This window comes from Streptomyces sp. NPDC045431 (assembly GCF_040646655.1).
Classification (GTDB): Bacteria; Actinomycetota; Actinomycetes; order Streptomycetales; family Streptomycetaceae; genus Streptomyces.
In genome coordinates this window covers 156,680-182,700 of record NZ_JBEZAQ010000001.1, presented here as the reverse complement: position 1 = coordinate 182,700, position 26,021 = coordinate 156,680, and the positions used below count along the sequence as shown (strand labels likewise).

At 72.5% G+C, this 26,021-nt stretch carries 29 protein-coding genes; 6 read left to right on the top strand and 23 right to left on the bottom strand.

Annotation, left to right across the window (positions count from 1 at the left end; genetic code table 11):
- Window positions 1–49: 49 nt before the first annotated feature.
- Window positions 50–1,150, top strand: a complete 1,101-nt coding sequence (locus tag AB0A69_RS00750) for a M4 family metallopeptidase (RefSeq protein ID WP_361413709.1) — start codon at window positions 50–52, stop codon at window positions 1,148–1,150.
- 9 nt (window positions 1,151–1,159) lie between these two features.
- Entirely contained in the window at window positions 1,160–1,426 is a 267-nt protein-coding gene (locus AB0A69_RS00745) for a protealysin inhibitor emfourin (protein ID WP_361413706.1), read from the top strand.
- Here the strand turns inward: AB0A69_RS00745 and AB0A69_RS00740 are convergent.
- Window positions 1,410–2,066, bottom strand: coding sequence for a TetR/AcrR family transcriptional regulator (locus AB0A69_RS00740; RefSeq protein WP_361413703.1), 657 nt, complete (start codon window positions 2,064–2,066; stop codon window positions 1,410–1,412). The two genes, AB0A69_RS00745 and AB0A69_RS00740, sit on opposite strands and share 17 nt — an antisense overlap.
- A 37-nt stretch (window positions 2,067–2,103) precedes the next feature.
- On the opposite strand from AB0A69_RS00740, the gene AB0A69_RS00735 reads away from it, so the two are divergent.
- On the top strand, window positions 2,104–2,898 hold the full coding sequence (locus tag AB0A69_RS00735; protein WP_361413701.1) for an SGNH/GDSL hydrolase family protein: 795 nt from the start codon (window positions 2,104–2,106) through the stop codon (window positions 2,896–2,898).
- A gap of 78 nt (window positions 2,899–2,976) precedes the next feature.
- On the opposite strand, the gene era is transcribed toward AB0A69_RS00735, so the two are convergent.
- The 9 genes from era to AB0A69_RS00690 form a co-directional block, all read right to left on the bottom strand.
- Window positions 2,977–3,918: a GTPase Era gene (era, locus tag AB0A69_RS00730; RefSeq protein ID WP_361413698.1), complete on the bottom strand. Its 942-nt coding sequence runs from the start codon at window positions 3,916–3,918 to the stop codon at window positions 2,977–2,979.
- Between the two features lie 29 nt (window positions 3,919–3,947).
- Window positions 3,948–4,358, bottom strand: coding sequence for a hypothetical protein (locus AB0A69_RS00725; RefSeq protein ID WP_361413695.1), 411 nt, complete (start codon window positions 4,356–4,358; stop codon window positions 3,948–3,950).
- Complete coding sequence (locus AB0A69_RS00720; protein ID WP_361413693.1) at window positions 4,358–4,714, bottom strand: cytidine deaminase; 357 nt, start codon at window positions 4,712–4,714, stop codon at window positions 4,358–4,360. Before AB0A69_RS00720 ends, AB0A69_RS00725 begins: the two co-directional genes overlap by 1 nt.
- 27 nt (window positions 4,715–4,741) lie before the next feature.
- A complete protein-coding gene (locus tag AB0A69_RS00715; protein WP_361413690.1) occupies window positions 4,742–5,467 on the bottom strand; it encodes a hypothetical protein in 726 nt (241 codons plus the stop codon).
- 144 nt (window positions 5,468–5,611) lie between these two features.
- On the bottom strand, window positions 5,612–5,965 hold the full coding sequence (locus AB0A69_RS00710; RefSeq protein ID WP_361413688.1) for an MmcQ/YjbR family DNA-binding protein: 354 nt from the start codon (window positions 5,963–5,965) through the stop codon (window positions 5,612–5,614).
- Window positions 5,962–7,260 (bottom strand): hemolysin family protein, encoded by a 1,299-nt coding sequence (locus tag AB0A69_RS00705; RefSeq protein ID WP_361413685.1) that lies wholly within the window; start codon window positions 7,258–7,260, stop codon window positions 5,962–5,964. Before AB0A69_RS00705 ends, AB0A69_RS00710 begins: the two co-directional genes overlap by 4 nt.
- Window positions 7,257–7,754, bottom strand: coding sequence for an rRNA maturation RNase YbeY (ybeY, locus tag AB0A69_RS00700; protein WP_361413683.1), 498 nt, complete (start codon window positions 7,752–7,754; stop codon window positions 7,257–7,259). The genes AB0A69_RS00705 and ybeY overlap by 4 nt, the downstream gene beginning before the upstream one ends.
- A gap of 12 nt (window positions 7,755–7,766) precedes the next feature.
- Window positions 7,767–8,768 carry a PhoH family protein gene (locus AB0A69_RS00695; RefSeq protein ID WP_361413680.1) on the bottom strand — a complete coding sequence of 334 codons (1,002 nt, stop codon included), beginning with the start codon at window positions 8,766–8,768 and terminating at the stop codon, window positions 7,767–7,769.
- A gap of 187 nt (window positions 8,769–8,955) precedes the next feature.
- Window positions 8,956–10,083 carry a PfkB family carbohydrate kinase gene (locus AB0A69_RS00690; RefSeq protein WP_361413678.1) on the bottom strand — a complete coding sequence of 376 codons (1,128 nt, stop codon included), beginning with the start codon at window positions 10,081–10,083 and terminating at the stop codon, window positions 8,956–8,958.
- Window positions 10,084–10,428: 345 nt separating this feature from the next.
- Between AB0A69_RS00690 and AB0A69_RS00685 the strand changes: the two genes are divergently transcribed.
- Window positions 10,429–11,802: an MFS transporter gene (locus AB0A69_RS00685; RefSeq protein ID WP_361413675.1), complete on the top strand. Its 1,374-nt coding sequence runs from the start codon at window positions 10,429–10,431 to the stop codon at window positions 11,800–11,802.
- Here the strand turns inward: AB0A69_RS00685 and AB0A69_RS00680 are convergent.
- The 11 genes from AB0A69_RS00680 to hrcA form a co-directional block, all read right to left on the bottom strand.
- On the bottom strand, window positions 11,727–12,761 hold the full coding sequence (locus tag AB0A69_RS00680; protein WP_361413672.1) for an adenosine deaminase: 1,035 nt from the start codon (window positions 12,759–12,761) through the stop codon (window positions 11,727–11,729). The two genes, AB0A69_RS00685 and AB0A69_RS00680, sit on opposite strands and share 76 nt — an antisense overlap.
- Before the next feature lie 285 nt (window positions 12,762–13,046).
- A complete protein-coding gene (locus tag AB0A69_RS00675) occupies window positions 13,047–13,712 on the bottom strand; it encodes a hypothetical protein (protein ID WP_361413669.1) in 666 nt (221 codons plus the stop codon).
- Window positions 13,709–14,050, bottom strand: a complete 342-nt coding sequence (locus AB0A69_RS00670; protein WP_361413667.1) for a hypothetical protein — start codon at window positions 14,048–14,050, stop codon at window positions 13,709–13,711. The genes AB0A69_RS00675 and AB0A69_RS00670 overlap by 4 nt, the downstream gene beginning before the upstream one ends.
- On the bottom strand, window positions 14,026–14,514 hold the full coding sequence (locus AB0A69_RS00665) for a hypothetical protein (protein WP_361413665.1): 489 nt from the start codon (window positions 14,512–14,514) through the stop codon (window positions 14,026–14,028). Before AB0A69_RS00665 ends, AB0A69_RS00670 begins: the two co-directional genes overlap by 25 nt.
- On the bottom strand, window positions 14,511–15,086 hold the full coding sequence (locus tag AB0A69_RS00660; RefSeq protein ID WP_361415122.1) for an ATP-binding cassette domain-containing protein: 576 nt from the start codon (window positions 15,084–15,086) through the stop codon (window positions 14,511–14,513). Before AB0A69_RS00660 ends, AB0A69_RS00665 begins: the two co-directional genes overlap by 4 nt.
- 512 nt (window positions 15,087–15,598) lie before the next feature.
- A complete protein-coding gene (locus tag AB0A69_RS00655) occupies window positions 15,599–16,501 on the bottom strand; it encodes a ribonuclease Z (RefSeq protein WP_361413662.1) in 903 nt (300 codons plus the stop codon).
- A gap of 9 nt (window positions 16,502–16,510) precedes the next feature.
- Window positions 16,511–16,870, bottom strand: a complete 360-nt coding sequence (locus AB0A69_RS00650; RefSeq protein ID WP_361413659.1) for a histidine triad nucleotide-binding protein — start codon at window positions 16,868–16,870, stop codon at window positions 16,511–16,513.
- 71 nt (window positions 16,871–16,941) lie between these two features.
- Window positions 16,942–17,685 carry a 16S rRNA (uracil(1498)-N(3))-methyltransferase gene (locus AB0A69_RS00645; RefSeq protein WP_361413656.1) on the bottom strand — a complete coding sequence of 248 codons (744 nt, stop codon included), beginning with the start codon at window positions 17,683–17,685 and terminating at the stop codon, window positions 16,942–16,944.
- The gene (locus AB0A69_RS00640; protein ID WP_361413653.1) at window positions 17,682–18,755 is read right to left on the bottom strand and encodes a nitronate monooxygenase; all 1,074 of its coding nucleotides are present in this window, start codon (window positions 18,753–18,755) and stop codon (window positions 17,682–17,684) included. Before AB0A69_RS00640 ends, AB0A69_RS00645 begins: the two co-directional genes overlap by 4 nt.
- A 234-nt stretch (window positions 18,756–18,989) precedes the next feature.
- Window positions 18,990–20,129, bottom strand: a complete 1,140-nt coding sequence (gene dnaJ / locus AB0A69_RS00635) for a molecular chaperone DnaJ (protein ID WP_361413650.1) — start codon at window positions 20,127–20,129, stop codon at window positions 18,990–18,992.
- Window positions 20,129–21,145 carry a heat-inducible transcriptional repressor HrcA gene (gene hrcA, locus AB0A69_RS00630; protein WP_361413647.1) on the bottom strand — a complete coding sequence of 339 codons (1,017 nt, stop codon included), beginning with the start codon at window positions 21,143–21,145 and terminating at the stop codon, window positions 20,129–20,131. Before hrcA ends, dnaJ begins: the two co-directional genes overlap by 1 nt.
- Window positions 21,146–21,290: 145 nt before the next feature.
- Here hrcA and AB0A69_RS00625 point away from each other — a divergent pair, with 145 nt between their 5' ends.
- Together AB0A69_RS00625 and AB0A69_RS00620 are read left to right on the top strand one after the other, a co-directional pair.
- Window positions 21,291–22,016 (top strand): MBL fold metallo-hydrolase, encoded by a 726-nt coding sequence (locus AB0A69_RS00625; protein WP_361413644.1) that lies wholly within the window; start codon window positions 21,291–21,293, stop codon window positions 22,014–22,016.
- 10 nt (window positions 22,017–22,026) lie between these two features.
- Complete coding sequence (locus AB0A69_RS00620) at window positions 22,027–22,833, top strand: DUF3097 domain-containing protein (RefSeq protein ID WP_361413642.1); 807 nt, start codon at window positions 22,027–22,029, stop codon at window positions 22,831–22,833.
- A 25-nt stretch (window positions 22,834–22,858) separates the two neighbouring features.
- Here the strand turns inward: AB0A69_RS00620 and hemW are convergent, their stop codons facing one another.
- Together hemW and AB0A69_RS00610 are read right to left on the bottom strand one after the other, a co-directional pair.
- Entirely contained in the window at window positions 22,859–24,091 is a 1,233-nt protein-coding gene (hemW, locus tag AB0A69_RS00615) for a radical SAM family heme chaperone HemW (protein WP_361413639.1), read from the bottom strand.
- Window positions 24,092–24,106: 15 nt separating this feature from the next.
- Window positions 24,107–26,008, bottom strand: coding sequence for an ATP-binding SpoIIE family protein phosphatase (locus tag AB0A69_RS00610; RefSeq protein WP_361415120.1), 1,902 nt, complete (start codon window positions 26,006–26,008; stop codon window positions 24,107–24,109).
- Window positions 26,009–26,021 lie beyond the last annotated feature (13 nt).

Here is a 26,021-nt window from a genome sequence, read left to right as displayed (position 1 = left end):
GCCGTCGCACCCCGTGACAGGCGCGTGACGCACTGCGACATTGCGGAACATGACCACCGCACCTGCCACGCGCACCTCCGATCCCTTCACCCGCTGCTCACCGGCGTTCTGCTCGGTCGTCCCGCCGCACCTGCTGGACCGGCTGAGCCGCTCCGCCGACCCGCTGATCGCCGCGGCCGCCCGCCGCACCCTCGTCACGGACGCCGCCAACCGCACCGCGCGCCGCCTGACCACGGTCACCGGGGCCGCCGCCGTACCCCGGGCGGCCGACGCGCCCGCCGGCAAACCGCGGCGCACGATCTACGACGCCGAGCACAAGACCGCGCTGCCGGGCAAGAAGGTGCGCGCAGAGGGCCAGCAGCCGACGGGTGACGCGACCGTCAACCGCGCGTACGCCGGTCTCGGCGCGACCTTCGAGCTGTTCCGGGACGCGTACGAGCGCGACTCGATCAACGGGTCGGGCCTGCCGCTGGACGCGACGGTCCACTACAGCCGGGACTACAACAACGCCTTCTGGAACGGCGAGCAGATGGTCTTCGGCGACGGCGACGGCCGGATCTTCCTCGACTTCACCCTCGCGGTGGACGTCATCGGCCACGAGCTGGCGCACGGCGTCACGCAGTACACGGCGAACTTGGCGTACTTCGGCCAGCCGGGCGCCCTCAACGAGTCGATGTCGGACGTCTTCGGCTCGCTGGTCAAGCAGTACGCGCTCAAGCAGACGGCCGAGCAGGCGGACTGGCTCATCGGGGCGGGGCTGTTGGCCCCGGACGTCGAGGGCGTGGCGCTGCGTTCGATGAAGGCGCCCGGCACGGCGTACGACGACGACGTCCTCGGCAAGGACCCGCAGCCCGCGACGATGGACGACTACGTGCACACGGGTTCCGACAACGGCGGCGTCCACATCAACTCCGGCATCCCGAACCACGCCTTCTACCTGGTCGCCACCCGGCTCGGCGGCAACCCCTGGGAGCGGGCCGGGCGGATCTGGTACGACGTGCTGACCGGCGGCGAGCTGGCGGTGGACGCGGAGTTCGCGGACTTCGCCAAACTGACGGTGGCCGCGGCGAGCGCGCGGTACGGCGCGGGGGGCGCGGAGCACGACGCGGTGACCAAGGCCTGGTCGACGGTGGGGGTGCCGACGGAGTAGACAGGGCCCATGCGGATTCGGGTCACACGCACGGGCGGTTTCGCGGGCATCGAGCGGCGGGCCGAGGTGGACACCTCGGTCCGCCGCGACGCTGCCGAATGGCACACCCTGGCAGAGGCCGCACTGGCCACGGACCGGGGGACGCCGCCGTCCGGGGTGCCGGACGGCTTCCAGTACGAGATCAGCGTGGACGGCCGTACGGTGCGCTGCGCGGACCCGCACCTGTCGGACGCGCAGCGCGAGCTGGTGAGCCGGGTGCTCAGGGAAGGCGCCTGAGTCCGGTCGCGACGGAGCTCCGCGCGGCTTCCGGGCGGTCCCCGGCGGCCACGGCGAAGTCGCGCAGGGCGCCGGTGAGGATCTGGTCCGGGGTGTAGCCGCCCATGAGGTAGCCCGCGCGGGTGAGGTGGGCGATGCCGTGCATCTGGGTGAAGAGCTGGCGGACCAGGAGGTCGGGGTCCGCGTCGGCGCGGAAGCGCCCGGCGGCGACGGCGCGGCGGATGGCGTCGCGCGGGAAGCGGAGCATGGACACGCCCATGCGGCGGTCGTCGTCGGTCAGCTCGAAGCCGGCGAGCTCGGAGCCGCCGAAGAGCACGGCGTAGACGTGCGGTTCGGCGGCGGCGAAGTCCTGGTAGCAGCGGCAGAGGGCGGCGATGTCGGCCACCGGGTCGGCGGGGTTCATGACGAGGGCTTCGGCGCGGGCGCGGAAGCGGTCGTAACCCTCGCGCATCAGGGCGCGGACGAGTTCCGGCATGGACCCGAAGTGGGTGTAGACGGCCATGGTCGAGGCACCGACGGCCTTGACGAGCCGGCGGGCGCTGAGGGCGGCGGGCCCCTGTTCGGCGAGGACGCGGGCGGCTTCGTCGAGAAGTCGGCGGCGGATGGACTCTCCCGCCTCGCCTGATGCGGGTGTTGACACGGCAGCAGCATAACGCTGTTATGGGTATAACACTGTTATGGCGAGCGACGGGGGGTACGGCGTGCTGCTGACGAAGCGGGTGCTGCGCACACGGGTGGTCCGGCTGCCGGAGGCGGAGGGCGACAGCGGTACGACACACGGCACCGGCCCCGCCCTGCGGCTGCTGGTACTGGGCGACTCCACCGCGGCGGGCGTGGGCGCGGCCCGGCACAGCGAGGCGCTGGCGGGTCACCTGGCCACGGCGGTGACCGCGTTGACCGGGCGGGGCGTGGACTGGCGGGTCGCGGCGAGGTCGGGCGCGACGGTCCGAACCGTACGGCGGGACCTGCTGAACCGGCTCACCGAGCCCACCCGCCGCTGGTCGCCCGACCTGATCGTGGTCACCGCCGGGATGAACGACGCCCTGCGGCGGCGGCGCCCGCGTGCCTTCCGCGCGGACGTCCTGCGGCTGGTGCGGGACATCGGGCTGCGGCTCGACGGCGAGGTGCCGGTGGTCCTGGTGGGGCTGCCGGACACGGACCGGCTGGCGGCGCTGCCCCGCGCGCTCCGGGCGCCGCTGGGTGTTTACGTACGGCTGCTCGACCGCCAGCTGCGCGTGGTGGCCCGCCGTGCTCCGCACGTCGTCCACCTGCCGTCGGGCGGCCCGCCGCACGTCCCCGGCGACTGGATCTCCCGGGACCGCTTCCACCCCTCGCCGACGGGCTACCGCGCCTGGGCGCGCATCGTGGCGGCGGGGGTGGCGACGGTGATCGACGCGACCAGGACGTCGCGACCGGCGGGGACGGGCGGGACGGGCGGGACGACGCTGAACGCGCCGCGCATCGCCCCATGACACCCGGCCGGGCGGGTGTGGACGGGGGTCTCACCCGCCCGGCCGGGCCCCTCGGCCGTCTGCTGTGGTCTTCTTACGTCAGAAGCCGAGCTTGCGGAGCTGCTTGGGGTCGCGCTGCCAGTCCTTGGCGACCTTCACGTGCAGGTCGAGGAAGACCGGCGTACCGAGCAGCGCCTCGATGTGCTTGCGGGACTTGGTGCCGACTTCCTTCAGGCGCTGGCCCTTGGGGCCGATGATGATGCCCTTCTGGCTGGGGCGCTCGATGTAGACGTTGGCGTGGATGTCCAGCAGCGGCTTGTCCGCCGGGCGGTTCTCGCGCGGGATCATCTCCTCGACGACGACCGCGATGGAGTGCGGCAGCTCGTCCCGTACGCCTTCCAGCGCGGCCTCGCGGATCAGCTCGGCCACCATGACCTGCTCCGGCTCGTCCGTGAGGTCACCCTCGGGGTAGAGCGGCGGGGACTCGGGCAGCAGCGGGACCAGCAGGTCGGCCACGAGCTGGACCTGCTTGCCGCCGACCGCCGACACCGGGATGATCTCCTGCCACTCCATGCCCAGCTCCGCGCCGAGCCGGTCGATCGCGATGAGCTGCTCGGCGAGCGTCTTGGAGTCGACCAGGTCCGTCTTGGTGACGATCGCCACCTTCGGGGTCTTCTTGATCTCGGCGAGCTCCTTGGCGATGAACCGGTCGCCGGGGCCGAGCTTCTCGTTCGCCGGGAGGCAGAAGCCGATGACGTCGACCTCGGCCCAGGTGGTGCGGACGACGTCGTTGAGCCGCTCGCCCAGCAGGGTGCGCGGCTTGTGCAGCCCCGGGGTGTCGACCAGGACCAGCTGCGCGTCCGGGCGGTGCACGATGCCGCGCACGGTGTGGCGGGTGGTCTGCGGCCGGTTGGAGGTGATCGCCACCTTCTGTCCGACCAGAGCGTTCGTGAGGGTGGACTTGCCCGCGTTGGGACGGCCGACGAAGCAGGCGAAACCGGCCCTGTGGGTGGTTTCGGTTTCTGGATTACGAGCGCTCATAGGGGCCATTCTCCCCGATGCGGGCACCCTCACGTACCGCTGCCCTTCCGCATGGCCAGCGCGGAGGCCATCGCGACCGCGTAGAGGATCACCAGCACGCCCACGATCAGGTCCAGCCAGGCGAACGTTTCACCGCGTGCGGCCGCCGCGGCGGCCGGGACGCCGACGGCGAGGCCGGCCGCGAACAGCACCACCCCGGCGGTCCCCCGCATCGCCCGGGCGGCGGTCGGCCGGCGCTCCTTCAGCAGGTCGCCAGCCGCCCACAGCACGAGCAGCAGCGGGAACACGTCGTAGGGCTGCGGCCGGCCGTCCCCGACGAACCAGTCGGCGACGTTGATGCCGACGCCGATGGCGCCGACCCCCAGTACGAGCCAGGGGTAGGTCAGGCCCCCGGTCTTCTCGCCGGTCTTCTCGCCGGCGTTCTCCCCCGTGCCCGCCATCAGCCGGCGCTCACCGTGGCGCGCAGCTCGCCGTCGGGGCCGGCCACCAGCACGGGCGTGGCCGGGCCGCCGAGGTCACGGACGGCGGCGCGGTCCGCGTCCGAGGCGGCGTCGGCCTCGGTGACGACGGCCGCGGCCTCCAGCGACTTCGCGCCGCTGGCCACGGCCATCGCGACCGCCGTCTGGAGCGCGCTGAGGTTCAGCGACTCCAGCGCGACGGTCCCGGCGACGTACGTACGCCCCGTCTCGTCCCGCACGGCCGCGCCCTCGGGCACACCGTTGCGGGCACGGGCGCTGCGCGCCAACGTGATGATCTTGCGGTCCTCGGGGCCGAGGTCGGATGTCGTCTGCGTCATGCCCCGAGGATAAGTCCGCGATCAGATTCAGCCCTGGGCGGCCTTGGCGAACTTGTCGCCGGCGAGCTTGGCGAGGTCGTTGACGCTCTTGCCGGCGTTCGCGACGCCGGGCAGGTACATGACCCGGCTCACGCCCGCGCCCTGACGGGCGACGACCACGTTGATCGTGAGCGCCATCTCGCCGCCGAGGTCCATGCTCAGGGCGACGCCGTGGGTCTCCTCGCCGCTCTTCGGCGCGTCCAGCTTCGCGACCTTGATCGCCATGGGCGTGCCCTCCAGGTCCGAGCTGAAGGAGGTGCACTTGTCCGCGGCGGTGCCGACGGACTTCATGAAGTCCGCGGCGCCGGTGCCGGAGAAGGTCATGACCTGGTGGTTGAGCTGGCTCGCGCCGTTGTCACCGCGGAAGTCCTCTTCGGCGCCGACGGTCGCACCGGCGACCTTCTTCTGCAGCATGTCGGTGAGAGGCTGGCACTCGGACTTGTCGACCTTGTACGGGGAGCTGCCGGACTCGGTCGGGGCGTCGGCCCAGCCCTTGGGCAGGTCCGCCACGGCCAGCACGCCCGCCTTCATCTGCTCGGCGGTCAGCGGCTTCGCCGCGGCCTCCGCCGGCTTCTCCGCGGACTTGCCGGGCGCCTCGGAGGACTTGGCCTTGTCGGAGCCGCCCTTGTCGGCGGAGCCACCGCACGCGGCGGTGAAGGTGAGCGCGGAAACGGTGAGCGCGACGGCAGCGCCGCGACGAATGCGGGTACGCATGAAGATGTGTTCTCCCCTTGGGATTTGGATGTTCCTGGGGAGCACGGTTCCCCCCTCCCCGCCGGTGATCGGCCGGGCTGAGGATACACACATCGGAGGCAAAGGCTCCGCCTATTTACGAACGGCCTTTCGAAAGAACCCACTTCACGGGTGGCCGAGGCGCAGCCGGGTGGCACGGGGAAGGCCCGCGACGACGAGGTCGTACGAGTCCTCGATGAGCTCGCGGAGGAGGCGGTCGGGCAGGCCGGAGACCGTGACGGTGTTCCAGTGGCGCTTGTTCATGTGCCAGCCCGGAACGATCGCGGGGTGCTCCGCGCGCAGCCGCACAGCGATCTCCGGGTCGCACTTGAGGTTCACGGTCAGCGGACGGGCGTCCAGGGCTGCGAGGGCGAACATCTTGCCCTCGACCTTGAAGACCGAGGTGTCCGGCCCGAAGGGGAAGTCCTCCACCGCGGCGTTGAAGGAGAGGCAGAAGGCCCTCAGCCGCTCCGGAGTCATGCCGCCTCCCGGTCCGGTTCCGGCTCTGGGGCCGGTTCCGCGAGGACCGTGACGATCTTGTTGCGGCGGCCCGCCGGGGACTCGGCCGTCAGCCGCAGGGCGCGGCCGTCCGGCAGGTCGACCACGGCGCTCGCCCCGGCGATGGGGACGCGGCCGAGGGCCTTGGCGAGCAGCCCGCCGACCGTCTCGACGTCCTCGTCGTCGTACGCGTCGAGACCGAAGAGCTCTCCGAGGTCGCCGATGTCGAGGCGGGCGGTGACGCGGTAGCGGCCGTCGCCGAGCGGTTCGACGGGGGGCAGTTCGCGGTCGTACTCGTCGGTGATCTCGCCGACGATCTCCTCCAGGATGTCCTCGATGGTGACGATGCCGGCGGTGCCGCCGTACTCGTCGATCACCACCGCGCAGTGGTTGCGCTCCTTCTGCATCTCGCGCAGCAGGTCACCGGCGTTCTTGGTGTCGGGGACGAAGGCGGCGGGCCGCATGGCCGTGGAGACGAGGTCGCTCTCGGCGTCGCGGTTGATGTGGGTGCGGCGGACGAGGTCCTTGAGGTAGACGATGCCGACGATGTCGTCCTCGTTCTCGCCGGTCACGGGGATGCGGGAGAAGCCGGAGCGCAGCGCCAGCGTCAGGGCCTGGCGGATGGTCTTGAAGCGCTCGATGGAGACGAGGTCGGTGCGCGGGACCATCACCTCGCGGACGAGGGTGTCGCCGAGCTCGAAGACGGAGTGGACCATGCGCCGCTCGTCGTCCTCGATGAGGGACTCCTGCTCGGCGAGGTCGACCATGGCGCGCAGCTCGGCCTCGGAGGCGAAGGGGCCCTTGCGGAAGCCCTTGCCGGGGGTGAGGGCGTTGCCGATGAGGATCAGCAGCTGCGGGACGGGGCCCATGACGCGGGCCAGCGGCAGCAGGACGTACGCGGCGGCGGTGGCGGTGTTCAGCGGGTGCTGGCGGCCGATGGTGCGGGGCGACACGCCGACGGCGACGTACGACACGAGCACCATCACGCCTATCGCGACCAGCAGCGCGGACCAGGTCTCGGCGAACTCGTTCAGGCAGACGTACGTGACGAGGGCGCCGGCCGCCACCTCGCAGGCGACGCGTACCAGCAGCGCCACGTTCAGGTACCGGACCGGGTCGGAGGCGACCTGGGCCAGCTTGGCCGCGCCGCGCCGCCCGGCCCGTACCGCCTCGGCGGCGCGGAAGCTGGACACGCGCGCGATGCCGGCCTCCGCGCAGGCGGCGAGCCACGCGACCACGACCAGCGCGACCGCGCCGAGGAGCAGTTGGGCGGTCATGAGACGGTCGGCGCCGGGGAGGGGCCGGTCAGGCCCTTCTCCGCCCGCCAGCCGTCGATGATCGCCGCCTGGAGCCCGAACATCTCCACCTTCTCGTCCGGCTCCTCATGGTCGTAACCGAGCAGGTGCAGCACGCCGTGGACGGTGAGCAGCTGGAGCTCCTCGTCCATGGAGTGCTGCGTGGGGGCGTCCTGGCCCTGCTTGGTGGCGACCTCGGGGCAGAGCACGATGTCGCCGAGGAGCCCCTGCGGGGGCTCCTCGTCGTCCTTGGACGGCGGGCGCAGCTCGTCCATCGGGAAGGACATCACATCGGTCGGGCCCGGCAGGTCCATCCACTGGATGTGGAGCTGCTCCATCGCCTCGGCGTCCACCAGGATCACCGAGAGCTCGGAGAGCGGGTGGATGCGCATGCGGCCCAGGGCGTAGCGGGCGACGTCGAGGATCGCCTGCTCGTCGACCTCGGTGCCGGACTCGTTGTTGACGTCGATCGACATGGTGCTGGTGTGCTACTTCCCGTTTTGGTTGTCGTACTTCTCGTACGCGTCGACGATACGGCCGACGAGCTTGTGCCGGACGACGTCGTTCGACGTGAGCATCGAGAAGTGGACGTCGTCGACCCCGTCCAGGATCTCCCGGACCTGGCGGAGACCGCTCTTGGTGCCGCCCGGAAGGTCGATCTGGGTGATGTCACCGGTGATGACGATCTTGGAGTCGAAGCCGAGCCGGGTGAGGAACATCTTCATCTGCTCGGGGTTCGTGTTCTGCGCCTCGTCGAGGATGATGAACGCGTCGTTGAGCGTCCGGCCGCGCATGTACGCCAGCGGCGCGACCTCGATCGTGCCCGCCGCCATCAGGCGGGGGATCGAGTCGGGGTCGAGCATGTCGTGCAGCGCGTCGTACAGCGGGCGCAGGTACGGGTCGATCTTCTCGTAGAGCGTGCCGGGCAGGAATCCGAGGCGCTCTCCCGCCTCGACGGCCGGCCGGGTCAGGATGATCCGGGTGACCTGCTTGGACTGCAGGGCCTGGACGGCCTTCGCCATGGCCAGGTACGTCTTGCCGGTGCCCGCCGGGCCGATGCCGAAGACCACGGTGTGCTTGTCGATGGCGTCGACGTACCGCTTCTGGTTGAGCGTCTTGGGGCGGATGGTACGGCCGCGGCTGGAGAGGATGTTCTGGGTGAGGACTTCCGACGGCGTCTCGACGCCCCGTCCCCCCGTCTCCTCCTTGAGCATGGCGATGGAGCGTTCCACTGCGTCCTCCGTCATCGGCTGCCCGGTGCGGAGCACCAGCATCATCTCGTCGAACAGGCGCTGGATCAGGGCGACTTCCGTCGCGTCGCCGACCGCGCTGATCTGGTTGCCCCGGACGTGGATGTCGGCCGCCGGGAACGCCTTCTCGATGACGCGCAGCAGCGCGTCGCCGGAACCGAGCACCGTCACCATGGGGTGCTTGGCAGGCACGGTGAAGTGGGCTCGGACCTGGTCCTGGTCTGTGGGTGTGTGAGTCATGGGCCGGCTCTCTGGCCTGCACATACCTCCTGCTGAAGGGTTCTCGCCGATCGAGACCCTCTGGACTGTCCAGCGTACGTCGTGCGACTGACAGGTCCGAAGGCTTTTCCCGTAACCCCGTCCCCGCTCCGACCCCACGCTGTCCCTGCCCCGTCCCCCGCCCGCCATTCCCGTCCCCCGCCGCCGTTCAGGTCGGGCGGCGGAAGCCGATCGTCGGCACGGCCCGCCGCAGCGGCCAGGGCCGGATCGGGGCGGGGAGCAGGGACTCCAGGAACGCGTACCGGCGCAGCGCCTCGGGGTCCTGGTCGCCGCACTCCTGTACGTACTCCCACCAGGCCGCCACCTCCACCCAGCCCGGCGCGGAGAGCGACCCGCCGAACTCCTGCACCGACAGGGCGGCGGTCAGCCCGGCGAAGGCCAGCCGGTCGGCGAGCGGCCAGCCGGCGAGCGTGCCGGTCACGAACCCGGCGACGAAGACGTCTCCGGCGCCGGTCGGGTCGAGCGCCTCCACCTCGATGGCCGGCACCTCGGCGGTCTCCCCGGTGCCGGAGTCCACGGCGTACGCGCCCTCCGCGCCGAGGGTGACGACCGCGAGCGGCACCTTGTCGGCGAGCGCGCGGGCGGCGGCGCGGGGGCAGGAGGTGCGGGTGTAGCGCATCGCCTCCTCGGCGTTGGGCAGGAACGCCTCGCAGTGCTCCAGGCCGGGGAGGGCCGCGAGGTCCCAGCGGCCGGTCTCGTCCCAGCCGACGTCGGCGAAGATCCGGGTGGCGTGGCGGGCCGCTTCGGCGACCCACGGCTCGGGGCGGCCGGGTACGAGCGAGGCGACGGCGGCACGCGCGCGGGGCGGGTACTCCGGCAGGTGCCCGAAAGCGGCCTCCGGGGGCGGGGCCTCGTGGCCGTGGGAGACCATGGTCCGCTCGCCCTCGTACGCCATGGAGACGGTGACCGGGGAGTGCCAGCCGGGGACGGTGCGCGACCGGGAGAGGTCGATGCCCTCGCCCTGTTCCAGGGCGTCCCAGCAGTAGTCGCCGTAGTGGTCGTCGCCGAAGGCGGCGGCGAGGGAGGTGCGCAGACCGAGGCGGGCGAGGGCGGTCGCCATGTTGGCGACGCCGCCGGGGCTGGAGCCCATGCCGCGGGCCCAGGTCTCGGTGCCGCGCACGGGGGCGGAGTCGAGGCCGGTGAAGATGATGTCGAGGAAGACCGTGCCGGTGAGGAAGACGTCGCACGCGGGATCGCCGGGGGCGCGCAGGGGGGCCAAGGGGTCGACGCCAGCCGTGTGTTGTAGTTGCTGCTGCTCTCCTCTGGGTGTGGTCACTGCGGGCTCCCCGGTCGCGGTACGGACGTGGCCAGTGTGCCTGAACCCGGGCGGTCGGCGGGGGCGAAAGACGCGCCGAGGACCACCCCCCTTACCCGGCCTCCCGACTCCCAAACAGCTTGTGACGCAGATCACATATGTACGGCTTCTCGCCCGCGTCGCCCGCTTGATACAAATTGGCGCGCGTTCCCGTGCGCGTTCCGCTTCCCCGCGACGTTTCGTACGACGTCCCCCTGCGACGTTTCCGTGCGACGTCCGCTTCCGTGAACCCGTGGACAGACACGAGCGCTCTCCCCTCGTTTCGCTCCCCCTCCCCCTCCCGCCTTTCTGTCCGCTGGAACGCCCATGCCCTCGCGCCCGCGCGCCCCGTGGCCCCTCGTCGCGCTCTTCACCGCCGGCTACCTCGCCTCGTACCTCCTGCCGACCGTCGTCGGCCGCCTCTCCGCCGGACTCGGCCTCTCCCCCGCCGAAGCCGGGCTCGTCGGCTCGACGCTGCTGCTGTGCTCCGCCACCGCCGGGTTCACGCTCGCGTCCCGCGTGGAGCGATACGGGCCCCGGCGCCTCGCCCGGGCCGGCCTGGCCCTGGCGGTGGCCGGCTACGGCGGCGCGGCCCTCACCTCGTACGTCCCGCTCGTCGTGGCGGGCGCCGCGGTCGGCGGCTTCGGTTCCGGTACGGCCCTGGCGGTCGCCGCGGCCGGGATCGCGGGCCGACCCGACCCGCACCGCACGTCCACGCTGGGCCTGCTGTCGGTCTCGGCGACGGCGGGCGCGCTGTACCTGACGCTGCCGCACCTGGGCGGCGGGCACGTGCTGCCGTTCGCGTCGCTCGCGCTCGCCGCGGCGGCGGTGTGGCCCGCGACGTCCCGGCTGGAGGCCGGCCACGACACCGGTGAGGTACGCGAGGAGAGCGCGCCGCTGCCGCGCCTGCGGGCCGGGGTGGTGCTGGCGGCCGCGATGGTGTGCTGGTCGATGGCGCAGAACGCCCTGTGGGGTGTCAGCGGCCGCATCGGCCTCACCCAGGCGGGCCTGAGCGAGGTCACGGTGGGCGCGGTCTTCGCGGCCGCCCTCGGCGCCGGGCTGCTGGGCGTCACGACGGCCGGGGCGCTCGGCTCCCGGCTCGGCCGGGCGGTGCCGATCGGCCTGGGCACGGTCGCCATCGCGGGCTGCATCGCGCTGAGCTCCTCCGCCGAGGGGCTGGCGTCCTTCGCGACCGGCGAGATCCTGTGGAACGCCTGCTACCCGGTCGTCCTGTCGTACGTGATCGGCCTGGCCGCCTCGCTGGACCCGCGCGGCCGCTGGGCGGTGCTCGTCGGCTCGGCGTCCTCGCTGGGCACGGCATGCGGCCCGGTCACCGGGAGCCTCCTGTCGGAGGCGGCGGGCTACCCGGTCATGGGCCTGGCCCTGGGCGGGCTCCTGCTGCTGCTCGCCGTGCCGATGACCGCCGTGGCCCTGCACACCTCGGGCCGCCCGCTGGTGCCGGGCGCGATCCGGCGGCGGGGCGGCGCGCCCGCGGCCGTGGTCGCGGCCACCGCGGCGCCCACGGCGCTGGCGCCCCAGGTCGGCGCCCCGGAGCAGCCGGTCGCGGAGATCCCGGTCGCCGACCTGGCCGACCTCCGCGGACCGGCCGCCGCGACGCAGCGGGCCTACGGCCTCGCGGAGTCGACCGCGTCGGCCGATTCGGGCGAGCCGAAGTCGTACGCCTCGACCTCGGCGAGGTAACGCGCCCTGCGTTCCTCGTCGTGGTCGAGGAAGGACGCCGTGAAGGAGTTGCGGGCCAGCTCGCGCAGCTGCTCCTGGTCCAGGCCGAGGGCTTCGTGGACCGCGTGGAAGGTGTCGCCGACGTAGCCGCCGAAGTAGGCGGGGTCGTCGGAGTTGACGGTGACCAGGAGCCCGGCCTCCAGCATCTGCTTCAGCGGGTGCTGCTCCAGGATGTCGATGGCGCGCAGCCGTACGTTCGACAGGGGGCACAGCGTCAGCGGCACCCGCTCCCGCGCCAGCCGCTCCATCAGCTCCGGGTCCTCCACCGCGCGCAGCCCGTGGTCGATCCGCTCGACGCCGAGCACGTCCAGGGCCTCACTGATGTACGCCGGCGGGCCCTCCTCGCCCGCGTGCGCGACCTTCCGCAGCCCGAGCGCGGCGGCCGCCTCGTACACCTCGGCGAACTTCGACGGCGGGTGGCCCACCTCCGCCGAGTCCAGCCCGACGCCCGCGATCCGGCTCAGGTACGGCTTCGCCGCCTGGAGCGTCTCCATCGCGGACTCGGCCGGCAGGTCGCGCAGGAAGCACATGATGAGCTGCGTGGAGATGCCGTGCCGCTCCTCGCTGTGGTCCAGGGCCCTGGCCAGCCCCTCCACCACCGTGCCGAGGGGGATGCCGCGGTTGGTGTGCGCCTGCGGATCGAAGAAGATCTCGGCGTGGCGCACGCCCTGCGCGGCGGCGCGCGCCAGGTAGGCGTCGGCGAGCTCGGCGAAGTCGTCGGCGGTGCGGAGCACGGCCATCAGCCCGTAGTACAGGTCCAGGAAGGACTGCAGATCGCTGAAGAGGTACGCCTTGCGCAGCTCCTCGGTGTCGGCGTAGGGCAGGGTGACGCCGTTGCGGGCGGCGAGGGCGAAAGCGAGCTCGGGTTCGAGGGTGCCTTCGATGTGGAGGTGGAGTTCCGCTTTGGGGAGGGGTGCCATGGTGCCTGCCTGCCTGCCTCGATCACTTTCCGGGAGTCTGCGCAGCGTAACGCGCGGCAGGTCACGCATCGTGCTCGTCGGCGTACTCCATGAGCGGGTGGGCGAGGCTGAAGCAGGCCTCGTACGTGTCGGCGCCACGCTATCCGCGTCGCCTCCTCTGCATCCGGCGGAGCTTGATGAAGAGCAGAGCCGCGAGGAAGCCCGCGATGTTGACCGCGACGAGTGCCGCGATGATCGACCAGAGTTGGTTCATGGATCCCCCGGTGGTTGGCGGTCTCGAGTGGCTCACCCGTCTCCGGGCCGTGCGGGTGCCGGACCGGCGTGAAGCCGGGAGTGGCGGCCGATGTAGCCGACCGTGAGTGGACGGCACGTGTAGACGACCGCGGCACCCAGGAACAGGCCGGTGGCCACTGCCCACTGACCCGGCGTCACGGTCTCCTCCATGATGGCGGCCCACCAGTAATAGCGAGGCTCTGAAGGCGGGTAGCCGAAGACCATGCTGGCGAGGGTCAGTGCGACGGGTGGCACCCAGGCCATCGCCGGACCGGCCAGACCGACCGTGACGACGGCCAGCGCCGCATGCAGCAGAAGGTTGCGCACGCCGGCTTGCCAGGTGATCGCTGGAGCCACGAGCTGACCGGCGCTGACCGCGAGGCAGCCGGCAGTGGTCAGAGCCAGAAGCCAACCGAGCCGCGCGGGCAGCAACCGCCGGGGTTCCGGCAGGGGAACGCCGATGGCGCTGCTCGTGCCGACGCCGACGGCGATCCCTGCGATGACGGGTACGAGCAACAGCAGCGATACGGGCGTCTCGAACAGCAGAAAACCCAGGCTCTCGATCAGCGCCTGCGCCCCGAGGAGTGAGAGCAGGCCACTGATCAGGAGGAGTACCGCGGCGGGACGGGTCGGATGGACCCCGGCCCAGGCGCGTACGAGGTCTGCACGAGCGCTCATGCGCCTTCCAGCTCGCAGTCGGCGTAGTCGTTCATGATCTTCTCGGTTTCGGCGGGCGTCAGGAGGCGCGGCTGCACGGGGAACTCGGCGGGGTCGACCTTGATTCCGGCGGCGTGCATGAGCGTGAAATAGAGGGAGAACTCGCGTTCCCAGTACTTCTGTCCGGGGCCGGGCTCCTTGTACATCGCTGTGCAGTGCAGCGGCCGGATCAGGTTCGAGGCGACGTCCTGGATGGACACCGTTCCGGATGCGTAGGCCTCCGCGGGGATTTCCAGGCCGACCCGGCCGGAGTCCGACACCTGGTACGTCCGGCTCAGCTCGTCGATGCGCTGGGGCACGAGCGCGGTGTGGCCGGCTTTGCCGGCGGCCTCGGTGAGGGTGCGCACGTGCAGCAGACCGCCAGGCACTGCACGACGACCGCGCCGATCAGCCCGGCCCACTGCGGGGTGCCGTGCAGGCCGCTGATGACGAGTCCCACGGCGATGACGAGAACGTGCACCGCCAGCACGGGGACGATGCACCAGGCTGCGGCGCGAAGGTAGGGGCGATGCGGATGTCGCACGGCAAGCACCAGATGGATGCTGCCCGTCTTCGACAGTCGCGCGGCGTCGACCGCCGCCGCGCCGGCGAGGAGCGGGCCCACGATGAACAGGGAGATGGCGAACCAATCCACCGTCCACAGCGGCTCCCCTCGCCAGGGCATGCCGCGCTGGAAGAGATTGACCACTTCCAAGGCGATGACGGGGAGTACGACCCAGGGGCCGATGAGCGTCTTGAGGGCATAACGAAGCCGGAGCGTCATTCCGGAGCCCCCATCAGAGTCGCGATAGCACGTTCCAGATCGGTGTCCCCGGGCGCTTCGGGGTCCGATTCACCTTCGAGAGTCGGTACGTCGCCGTCGAAGACGACCGTGCCGCCGTGCAGGATGATGACGCGGTCGGCCAGCCCGCGAATGTCTTCGACCAGGTGGGTGGAGACGATGACGACGCGCCCGGCGGCGAGAGAGGAGATCGTCTCCCGGAGCGCGATGCGCTGACGCGGGTCGAGTCCCACCGTGGGCTCGTCCAGGAGCAGCATCACCGGATCGTGGATCAGCGCCTGAGCGATCCCCAACCGCCGCGCCATACCACCCGAAAGAGTGCGGATCTTGCTTGTTCTGCGTTCAGTGAGGTTGGTCTGGGCGAGGACCTCGCGCACAGCCTCGTGCCGCCGCTTCGCAGGGATCTCGTGGACCCAGGCGACGTAGTACAGGAACTCCTCACACGTTGCCCCCGGAGGCATCTCGGGCTCCTGGGGAAGGTAGCCCAACGCCGGGGCACGCTCGGTGTCACCGCCTGCCTGCAAGGTCACCGTGCCGGCCATGGGCTTCTCCAGGCCGGCCGCAAGTCAAAGAACGTCGACTTTCCCGCGCCGTTCGGCCCCACCAGGCATGTCACCCCGTCAGTGACGTCCAGGGACAAAGGACCCAACTGGAAGCTGCCCCCATGGTCTTTGACCAACTCGTCACAGCTCAAGCGATGAAGACTCACTGCTCTCCCGTTTCTCCCGTAGCCCGTCAACGGGCCATGACACACCTCTCCGCCCGCCTCGACACCCGGCGCGAGTCTTCGGCGCGTGCGGCAGCGGCGTGTTCCAGGTGTCGGTCCTGCCGAGACCGGTCTGGGCCGGCCCTGCGCAGAGGACCGGCCCAGACCACGACGGATCAGTACTTGTCGCCGCCGTCGGTGTACGACCAGCCGGTCGCAGGATCGGTACGGCACGGGGTGTCCAGACGGGCGCGGACCTTGCCGCGCGCGTAGTCGGCGTCGCCCGACACGCCCGTCGAAGCCGTAGCGTCCGCCCGCCCGCAGGGCGGGCCGTCAGGCGGACGGGCGTGAGCGGACACCCTAGCGCTTGGGCAGGGGCACCCGGATGAGGTCGTGGGCGACGGTCAGCTCGCCGTCGAAGCCGGCCGCGCGGGCCTGGGGGGCGAAGACGGCCGGGTCGCCGTAGCGCTGGGAGAAGTGCGTGAGGACGAGGTGGCGTACACCCGCCTCGCGCGCCACCGAGGCCGCCTGGCCGACGGTGAGGTGGCCGTGTTCGATGGCGAGGGACTCGTCCTCGTCGAGGAACGTCGACTCGATGACGAGCAGGTCGCAGCCCTCGGCGAGCGCGTACACGCCGTCGCACAGCCGGGTGTCCATGACGAACGCGAACTTCTGCCCGCGCCGCACCTCGCTGACGTCCTCCAGGCGTACGCCGCCGAGCCGGCCGTCGCGCTGGAGGCGGCCCACGTCGGGGCCCTTGATGCCGTGCTCGGCGAGCTTGGCGGGCAGCATGCGGCGGCCGTCGGGCTCGGTCAGCCGGTAGCCGAAGGACTCGACGGGGTGCGAGAGGCGGCGCGCCTCGAGGGTGAAGGCGCGGGTCTCGGCGAGCACGCCGTCGTCGGCGACCGGTGCCTCCGTCAGCCGCACGGTCTCCCGGTAGGCGGTGGCGTACCGCAGGCGGTCGAAGAAGCGCTGCCCGCTCGCCGGGTAGTGCGCGGTGACCGGATGCGGGACCTTGTCGAGGTTGATGCGCTGGATGACGCCGGCGAGTCCGAGGGAATGGTCGCCGTGGAAGTGGGTCACGCAGATCCGGTTGATGTCGTGCGCGGCGACCCCGGCGCGCAGCATCTGGCGCTGGGTGCCCTCGCCGGGGTCGAAGAGCAGGCCCTCGCCGTCCCAGCGCAGGAAGTAGCCGTTGTGGTTGCGGTGGCGGGTGGGCACCTGGCTGGCGGTGCCCAGCACCACGAGTTCACGGACCGACATCGGTATCGACTACCCGGGGGGCCAGTTGAGGCCGCGGCCGCCGAGGACGTGCGCGTGGGCGTGCCAGACGGTCTGCCCGGCGCCGGTGCCGGTGTTGAAGACGATGCGGTAGCCGGTGGAGTCGATCTTCTCCTCCGCGGCGACCTCACCGGCCTCACGCAGCACGTCGGCGGCGATCTCGGGCGCGGCGGCCGCGAGCGCGGCGGCGTCGCGGTGGTGCGCCTTGGGGATCACCAGGACATGCGTGGGCGCCTGCGGGTTGATGTCGCGGAAGGCGACGGTGGTCTCGGTCTCACGGACGATCGTGGCCGGGACGTCCCCCGACACGATCTTGCAGAACAGACAGTCGTCCTGCGGCTCTCCGGCCATGCTCCGGCCCCTTCTCGAATCGGATCATCTCGAATCGGATCATCACTACGGACGCAGCTTATCCGTGACGATCACGACCAGCGCCCGGTCCTCCCCAGCAGCAGGGCGGTGGCGGCCGTCCCCGCGGTGGAGGTGCGCAGCACGCTGCGCCCCAGCCGGTACGGCCGTGCGCCCGCCTCCGCGAAGGCGGTCAGCTCCTCGGGCGACACACCGCCCTCGGGCCCGACCACCAGGACGATCTCGCCGGTCGCGGGCAGGTCGGCGGTGGCCAGCGGCTCGGCGCCCTCCTCGTGCAGGACGGCGGCGAAGTCGGCGGCGGCGAGCAGCTGCGCGACCTGCTTGATGGAGGCGGCTTCGGCGACGTCCGGGAAGCGCAGGCGGCGGGACTGCTTGCCGGCCTCGCGGGCGGTGGCACGCCACTTGGCGAGGGACTTGGCGCCCCGGTCGCCCTTCCACTGGGTGATGCAGCGGGACGCGGCCCACGGCACGATCGCGTCGACGCCGGTCTCGGTCATGGTCTCGACCGCGAGCTCGCCGCGGTCGCCCTTGGGCAGGGCCTGCACGACGGTGATCCGGGGGCTCGGCCCGGGCTCGGCCCGCACCTCGCTCACGGCCACGTCGAGACGGTCCTTGCCCTCGACGGCGGCGACGGTGCCGTACGCGCCGGTGCCGGCGCCGTCCGTCAGGACGATCTCCTCCCCGACGCGCAGGCGGCGTACGGAGACGGCGTGCCGCCCCTCGGGTCCGTCGAGGGTCACGGTGCTCCCGCCGGTGACCCGGTCCAGGTGCTCGACGACGAACACGGGCGCGGTCATGCGGCCCCCCGCAGCGCGAGCGTGGCCGCCGCGGCCCGCAGTTCGGTGGTGAGCACCTCGACGAGCTGGGCGGCGGGCAGCTCGCGGGCGAGCCGGTGCCCCTGGCCCGCCCACAGCGCCATGCCCTGCGGGTCGCCCGCGGCGGCCGCGGCCTTCCGCAGGCCGCTGGTGAGGTGGTGCACCTCGGGGTACGCGGCCGGGGCGTACGGCCCGTGTTCCCGCATGAACCGGTTCACCAGACCGCGCGCGGGCCGCCCCGAGAAGGCCCGGGTCAGCTCGGTGCGCGTGAACAGCGGGTTGGTCATGGCCTGCTTGTGCAGGGTGTGCGCGCCCGACTCGGGGCAGACCAGGAACGCCGTGCCGAGCTGCGCGGCCTGCGCGCCCGCCGCGAGGACGGCCGCGATCTGGCTGCCGCGCATCAGCCCGCCGGCGGCGATCATCGGTATCTGGACGGCCTCGCGGACCTGCGCGATGAGCGCGAGCAGCCCGGTGCCGCACGCGTCCGTCCCCGGATCGTCGCGGTGCGTCCCCTGGTGGCCGCCGGCCTCGACGCCCTGGACGCAGACGGCGTCGGCGCCCGCGAGCTGCGCGGCCAGCGCCTCCTCGGCCGAGGTGACGGTGACAACGGTGTACGTGCCGACGCGGGCGAACGCGTCGAGGGTCTCGCGGGTGGGGCAGCCGAAGGTGAACGACACCACCGGCACCGGGTCGTCGAGCAGGATCGCCAGCTTGGCCTCGTAGCCGTCGTCGCGTCCGGCGTCCGGGTCGCCGAGCGGTGTGTCGTACCAGTTGGCCTCCCCGGCCAGCTGGTGCCGGTACACGTCGACGGCGGCGGCGTCGGCGTGCCCGGGCTGCGGCATGAAGAGGTTCACCCCGAAGGCCCGCGAGGTCAGCCCCCGGACCTGTGTGACCTCCTGGTACATGCCGTCGGCCGTTTTGTAGCCGGCGGCGAGGAAACCGAGCGCGCCCGCCTCGGACACGGCGGCGACGAGCTGCGGGCAGGAGGCACCACCCGCCATGGGTGCCTGCACGATCGGGTACCGGCAGAGATCGGTCAGTGCGGAGGACATGCACGCATGGTGTCACGCCACGGGTCCGCCTCCGAATCCCGCCCGCCCCCGGTTCCGCCCCCTGGTCCGCTGGGGTGCCTCCCGGGGGCTCGCCCCCTCCGGAACGCCCCGGAACACCCCCCGGAAGGCGCCCGGACCACCGGGGCCCGGAACGCAGCCGACCGGGGGCGCAGGCCCCCGGTCAGCACCGGTCAGCATCGATCACCGCTGGATCCACCCGCGGATCACCGACGGCTAGCGTCCGTTGAACGCGTCCTTCAGGCGCGAGAAGAGCCCCTGCTGCCCCGGCTGGAACTGACCCGTCGGCCGCTCCTCGCCCCGCAGCTTCGCCAGCTCACGCAGCAGCCGCTCCTGCTCGGCGTCGAGCTTCGACGGCGTCTGGACCTCGACGTGCACGATGAGGTCGCCGCGTCCGCCGCCCCGCAGGTGGGTGACGCCCCGCCCGTGCAGCGGGATCGACTGACCCGACTGCGTACCGGGCCGGATGTCGACCTCCTCCATCCCGTCCAGCGTCTCCAGCGGGCACTTCGTGCCCAGCGCGGCCGCCGTCATCGGGATGGTCACCGTGCAGTGCAGGTCGTCCCCGCGCCGCTGGAAGACGGCGTGCGGCAGCTCGTGGATCTCGACGTACAGGTCGCCGGCGGGGCCGCCGCCCGGGCCGACCTCTCCCTCGCCGGCCAGCTGGATGCGGGTGCCGTTGTCGACACCGGCCGGGATCTTGACCGTGAGCGTACGACGGGACCGTACGCGCCCGTCGCCGGCGCACTCCGGGCACGGCGTCGGCACCACGGTGCCGAAGCCCTGGCACTGGGGGCAGGGGCGGGACGTCATGACCTGGCCCAGGAAGGACCGGGTCACCTGGGAGACCTCGCCGCGGCCGCGGCACATGTCACAGGTCTGCGCCGACGTACCGGGCGCGGCGCCCTCACCGGAACACGTCGTACAGACGACGGCGGTGTCGACCTGGATGTCCTTCGTCGTACCGAAGGCGGCCTCGTTGAGGTCCACCTCCAGCCGGATCATCGCGTCCTGGCCGCGCCGGGTCCGCGAACGCGGGCCGCGCTGGGACGCCGTACCGAAGAAGGCGTCCATGATGTCGGAGAAGTTGCCGAAGCCGCCGGCGCCGAAGCCTGCGCCCGCTCCCGCGCCGCCGGAGGCGGACAGGGGGTCGCCGCCGAGGTCGTAGACCTGCTTCTTCTGCGGGTCCGACAGCACCTCGTAGGCGGCGTTGATCTCCTTGAACCGCTCCTGCGTCTTCGGATCGGGATTGACGTCCGGGTGCAGCTCGCGCGCGAGCCGCCGGAACGCCTTCTTGATCTCGTCCTGGGACGCGTCGCGGCGTACGCCGAGTACGGCGTAATAGTCCGTGGCCACTACGACTCCGCCAGGATCTGTCCGACGTAACGTGCCACTGCGCGTACCGCTCCCATCGTTCCGGGGTAGTCCATGCGGGTCGGTCCGACCACGCCGAGTTTGGCGACTGCCTCGTCGCCCGAACCGTAGCCGACCGCGACGACGGACGTGGAGTTCAGCCCCTCATGGGCGTTCTCGTGCCCGATGCGTACGGTCATCGCCGAGTCCTTGGCCTCGCCGAGCAGCTTCAGGAGCACCACCTGCTCCTCCAGCGCCTCCAGCACCGGCCGGATCGTCAGCGGGAAGTCGTGCCCGAAGCGCGTCAGATTGGCGGTGCCGCCGATCATCAGCCGCTCCTCGGTCTCCTCCACCAGCGTCTCCAGCAGCGTGGCCAGCACCGTGGAGACGGTCCCGCGGTCCTCCGTCTCGAACGACTCGGGGAGGTCCTGCACCAGCTGCGGCACATCGGTGAAGCGCCGCCCCACGACACGGCTGTTCAGCCGCGCCCGCAGGTCGGCCACGGACTGCTCGCCGAACGGCGCGGGGCAGTCCACCATGCGCTGCTCCACCCGGCCCGTGTCCGTGATCAGCACCAGCATCAACCGGGCCGGGGCCAGCGACAGCAGCTCCACGTGTCGCACGGTGGAGCGCGTGAGGGACGGGTACTGGACGACCGCGACCTGCCGGGTCAGCTGCGCCAGCAGCCGCACCGTACGGCCGACGACGTCGTCCAGGTCCACCGCGCCGTCCAGGAAGTTCTGGATCGCGCGGCGCTCGGGAGTCGACAGCGGCTTGACGCCCGCGAGCTTGTCCACGAAGAGCCGGTAGCCCTTGTCCGTGGGGATGCGGCCCGCGCTGGTGTGGGGCTGGGCGATGAAGCCCTCCTCCTCCAGCACCGCCATGTCGTTGCGCACGGTGGCCGGCGAGACGCCGAGGTTGTGGCGCTCCGTGAGCGCCTTGGAGCCGACGGGCTCCTCGGTGCCGACGTAGTCCTGGACGATGGCGCGCAGCACCTCGAGTCTGCGTTCGCTGAGCATCGCGCGCACCTCCAGCTGGCTTCGGTTACTCGGTGTCCATTGGCACTCGACGGGTCCGAGTGCCAGGTATCACCCGGCCAGTGTACGGCGCCGGGGTACGCCCCTAGCAAGGGCGGCGGCCACGCTACCGCGCTAGCGTCACGGTATGGACGTCAGCTGGGAGGACTTCGGATGGGAGCGGCTCGCCGACGGTGTGGGCCGTCGGCGGCTGCCCGTCTGGGACGCCACCACCGCCCTGGTGGCCGGTGAGGACGCGGCTCTGCTCTTCGACACGGGGGCCACGCTCCGCGAGGGGGCGGAGATCCGGGGGCAGGCGCAGAAGCTGCTCGGCGAGGGGCGGAGGGTGACGCATATCGCACTCAGCCACCCCCATTTCGATCATGTGCTGGGTACGGCGGCGTTCGCGGGGGCGGAGGTGTTCGGCGCGGTCGGCGTCGACACGCTGCTGGCCCGTGAGCGGGACGATCTGCGGGCGGACGCGGTCCGGCACGGGGTGGCCGCCGCGGAGGCCGTCGAGGCGGTGGACGTGCTGGTCAGGCCGCACCACCTGGTGACCGGCGAGTGGACGCTCGACCTGGGTGGGCGGCAGGTGCTGCTGGCCAACGTGGGGCCGGGTCACACCGGCCACGACCTGGTGCTGCTGGTGCCCGGCGCCCCGGAGGTCGTCTTCTGCGGGGACCTGGTGGAGGAGTCGGGCGACCCCCAGGCGGGCCGGGACGCGATCCCGTCGCGCTGGCCGGCCGCGCTGGACCGGCTCCTGGAGCTGGGCGGGGAGGACGCGCTGTACGTGCCGGGGCACGGCGCGGTGGTCGACGCCGCCTTCGTACGCGCCCAACGCGATGAGCTGGCCCGGCGGTTCGGGGTGTCGTAGCGTCTGCCGAATGCGCAGTTACGACCCTGATCTGACGCCCTCGTGGAAGCGGCCGCCGGCCCCGGTGCCGGAGGTGCCCGCCGAGCCGGATCTGGTGGTGGAGGAGGTGGGGACCGGTTTCTGCGGGGCGGTGATCCGCTGCGAGGCGGGGACGGTGACCCTGGAGGACCGGTTCGGCAAGCACCGGGTGTTCCCGCTGGCCCCGCGCGGGTTCCTGCTGGAGGGCCGCCCGGTCACCCTGGTCCGCCCGTCCTCCGCCGCTCCGGTACGGCCCACCCGTACCGCCTCGGGTTCGATCGCCGTCCCCGGCGCACGCGCGCGGGTGGCCCGCGCGGGGCGCATCTATGTGGAGGGCCGCCACGACGCGGAGCTCGTGGAGCGGGTGTGGGGCGACGACCTCCGCGTCGAGGGCGTGGTCGTCGAGTACCTGGAGGGCGTCGACGACCTGCCCGCGATCGTCCGCGACTTCGCGCCCGGCCCGGACGCCCGCCTCGGGGTCCTGGTGGACCACCTGGTGCCGGGCTCCAAGGAGTCACGCATCGCGGCACAGGTCACGGACGCCCACACGCTGGTCGTGGGGCACCCGTACATCGACATCTGGGAGGCCGTGAAGCCGTCGGCGGTGGGCATCCCGGCGTGGCCCGCTGTCCCGCGGGGCCAGGACTGGAAGACGGGCGTGTGCCGCGCCCTGGGGTGGCCGGAGAACACGGGAGCGGCGTGGCGGCACATCCTGTCCCGGGTGCGGGACTGGAAGGACCTGGAGCCGGAGCTGCTGGGGCGGGTGGAGGAGCTGATCGACTTCGTCACGGCGCCGTAGGGCCGCCGCGGCTCTCCCCGGGGGCTCAGTCCACCAGGTCCCGCACCACCGCGTCCGCCAGCAGCCGTCCGCGCAGCGTCAGTACGGCACGCCCCTCGGCGTAAGGACCGGGGTCCAGGAGACCGTCCCTTACCGCGCGCTCGGCGGCGAGCAGGCCCGCGGGCTTGAGGAGCTCCAGGCCGCAGCCCTCGCGGAGCCGCAGCTCCAGCAGCACCCGCTCGACCCGACGGTCCTCCTCCGAGAGGAGCTCGCGGCCCGCGCCCGGCGAGCGGCCGGCGGCCAGGGCGGCGGCGTACGCGCCCGGGTGCTTGACGTTCCACCAGCGCACGCCGCCGACGTGGCTGTGCGCACCGGGGCCCGCGCCCCACCAGTCGGCGCCACGCCAGTACAGCTCGTTGTGCAGGCACCGCCCGGCCGGCGAGGTGGCCCAGTTCGACACCTCGTACCACGCGAACCCGGCCCCGGACAGGACGTCCTCCGCGATCAGGTACCGGTCGGCGTGGACGTCGTCGTCGGTCATCGGCACCTCGCCGCGCCGGATGCGCCGCGCCAGCTGCGTACCCTCCTCCACGATCAGGGCGTACGCCGAGACGTGGTCGGGGCCCGCGCCGATCGCCGCGTCGAGGGAGGCGCGCCAGTCGTCGTCGCTCTCACCGGGCGTGCCGTAGATCAGGTCGAGGTTGACGTGGTCGAAGCCCGCCGCCCGCGCCTCCGCGACGCACGCCTCGGGCCGCCCGGGGGTGTGCGTGCGGTCGAGCACCTTCAGGACGTGCTGCCGGGCGCTCTGCATGCCGAAGGAGATCCGGTTGAAGCCGCCCTCCCGCAGCTCCGCGAGGTACGCGGGGCCGACGGACTCCGGGTTGGCCTCAGTCGTGATCTCGGCGTCGTCCGCGAGCCCGAACTCGTCGCGGATGGCGCCCAGCATGCGGACGAGGTCGGCGGCGGCGAGCAGGGTCGGCGTACCGCCGCCGACGAAGACGGTCCGCACGGGGCGGGGGTCGTCGCCCAGCACCTTCCGCGCGAGGCGCACCTCGTCGACGAGGGTCTCGGCGTAGTTGTCGCGCGAGGCGAGCACGCCGCCGGAGCCGCGCAGCTCGGTGGCGGTGTACGTGTTGAAGTCGCAGTAGCCGCAGCGGGTCGCGCAGTAGGGCACGTGCAGATAGAACCCGAGCGGCCGCTCACCGGCCCCGAGCAGGGCGGACGCGGGCAGCGCCCCGTCCTCGGGCATGGGCTCGCCATCGGGCAGTACGGAAGGCATACCGCCCATTGTCCGTCACTCGCGTGGTTCCCCGGCCTGGAGGACGAGGAGGGCGAGGTCGTCGGAGACCGGCCCCTCGCCGAACGTGTGCACGGCCTGCCGGATCCGGTCGGCGACGCCCTGGGCGGTGAGCCCGGCGCAGCCGGCGAGCGTCCGGGCGAGGCCGTCCTCGTCGTCGAACATCCGGCCGGCGCGGGAGCGCCGCTCGGTGACGCCGTCGGTGACGCACAGCAGGGTGTCGCCGGGCGCGAGGTGGAAGGTGTGGGTCTCGTACGCGACGTCGTCGATGACGCCGAGGAGCACCTGCGGCACGGCGACGGGCGACACGGTGCCGTCGGGGCGCAGGAGCAGCGGGAGCGGGTGCCCGGCGCAGGCGAGGGTGCAGCGGGCGCCGCCGCCCTCCTCCGGCGAGAGCGGCGCGAGCTCGCCGTACAGGAGGGACAGGAACCGCGACTGGGTGGGGCTGACCGGCTGGGCGTCGGGGCCCCCGGCGGCGGCGACGACCAGCGCGGCGGCCTCGGCGGCTTCGGTGGCGTCGTCGAGGAGGAGCCGGTTGAGCCGGTCGAGGACCTCGCCGACGCGGTGGCCCTCGCGAGCGAGGAGCCGCAGCCAGGGGCGGGCCAGGCCGGTGACGACGGCGGCCTCCGGGCCGCTGCCCTGGACGTCACCGAGCATGAAGCACCAGCGACCCGCCGCCTGGAAGACGTCGTAGAAGTCGCCGCCCGCGAGCCCGTCGTCGCTGGGCTCGTACACGACGTGGCTGGCGACGCCCGGGATCTGGGCGACCTTGCTGGGCAGCAGTCCGCGCTGGAGGACGCGGCTGATGGTGGCCTGGCGCGTGTACCGGCGGGCGGCGCCGATGGCGAGCGCCACGCGGCGCGCGAAGTCCTCGATGAGGGCGGTGACCGCGTCCGGGATGCGGCTGGTGCCGCGCCGCCCGATCATCAGGGTGCCGAGCCCGCGGCCGCCCACCACGAGGCACAGGGCGAGCGCGGTGCCGTGGCCGTCGCCCGACGGGTCGGGCCACGGGACGGGCACGGGGGCGGTGTGGGCGGGGCCGGGAAGCTTCGGCGGCTCCATCTGGAGGACCGCGCGCAGCGGCTCGATGGCGGACTCGTCGGCGTGCCAGACGCGCGCGAGGCGGGGCACGGCGGCCGCGCCGCCCTCGCCGCCGTCGCCCTCCAGCCAGAAGGCGCACCAGTCCGCGAGCCGCGGTACCAGCAGCTGACCGGCGAGCGCGGCGACGAGGTCCTCGTCGAGCTGGCCCGCGAGGAGGTCGGACGCCTCGGCGAGGAAGGTGAGCGCGCCGCTGCCGATCCACTCCTGGTCGTCGCGGACGGCGCGGCGGGGCGCGGGGGCGAGGATCTCGGCGGCGCGCAGGCCGCGCTGGATGGCCGGCTCGGGGCCGGGCACGGGGCAGGTGTTCCAGCCGTCGAGGGGGAGGCGGGCCCAGACGGTCTTGAGGCCGGGGCGGTAGGTGATGCCCCAGCACTCGGCGAGGGCGGCGACGAGCTGGAGCCCGCGACCGTACTCCTCGGGTCCGCCCTCCTCGTGGGCGGGGTGTTCGTTGCGGACGGTGCGGGCGGGGTGGTGGTCGGAGACTTCGAGGACCAGGGCGGCGGGCTGGTCGGCGTCGGGCTCCTCCAGCCGGAAGAGGAGCTCGACGGTGGTGCCCGCGTGGACGACGGCGTTCGTGACGAGTTCGGCGACGACGAGCACGGCGTCGTCCGCGACGCGGTCGGTGATCGCGGCGGTGGCGGGCAGCGCCAGGCCGGTCCAGTCGGCGAGCGCGGCCCGTACGAAGCGGCGTGCGGCGCCGGGGGCGAGCGGGTTGCCGGGCAGGCTGGTGCGGGCCACGGAGTGGTGGGGTGGCGGCTGCCGGGGTGGCAGATGGTCCTGCGACTCCGCGCACGCCATCGAGGCCATGGAG